At 64.2% G+C, this 218-nt stretch carries 1 pseudogene; it reads right to left on the bottom strand.

Annotated elements, in window-relative coordinates:
* Window positions 1-49 precede the first annotated feature (49 nt).
* Window positions 50-218: pseudogene (locus CW751_RS15185) on the bottom strand (IS6 family transposase); the annotation flags it as partial.

The raw sequence follows: 218 nt of genomic DNA, 5'->3' as shown, positions 1-218 counted from the left end.
TGTTGCAAAGATTGGCGGCAGTCAGAGGTAGGCTGTCGCTCTGCGCCGATCAGGCGGCTGCTGCGAAATGGTGGTTGAGCATGCCCATGGCCTCCGTCAGCGCCGAGGGCCCAATGCCAAAAGCTCTCTCCACAAGGCGCACCTCGCCCCTGATGCCGGGCTGCAGGCACCAGGGGCGAGCCTGTCCTTTGCGCAGGGCTCGCATGACTTCGAATCCC

Origin of the sequence: Brumimicrobium salinarum, from assembly GCF_002844555.1 — a bacterium.
In the GTDB taxonomy this organism is placed as follows: domain Bacteria; phylum Bacteroidota; class Bacteroidia; order Flavobacteriales_D; family Crocinitomicaceae; genus Brumimicrobium; species Brumimicrobium salinarum.
The sequence above is the reverse complement of the archived record's forward strand: the minus strand, read 5'-3'. Positions and strand labels throughout refer to the sequence as shown.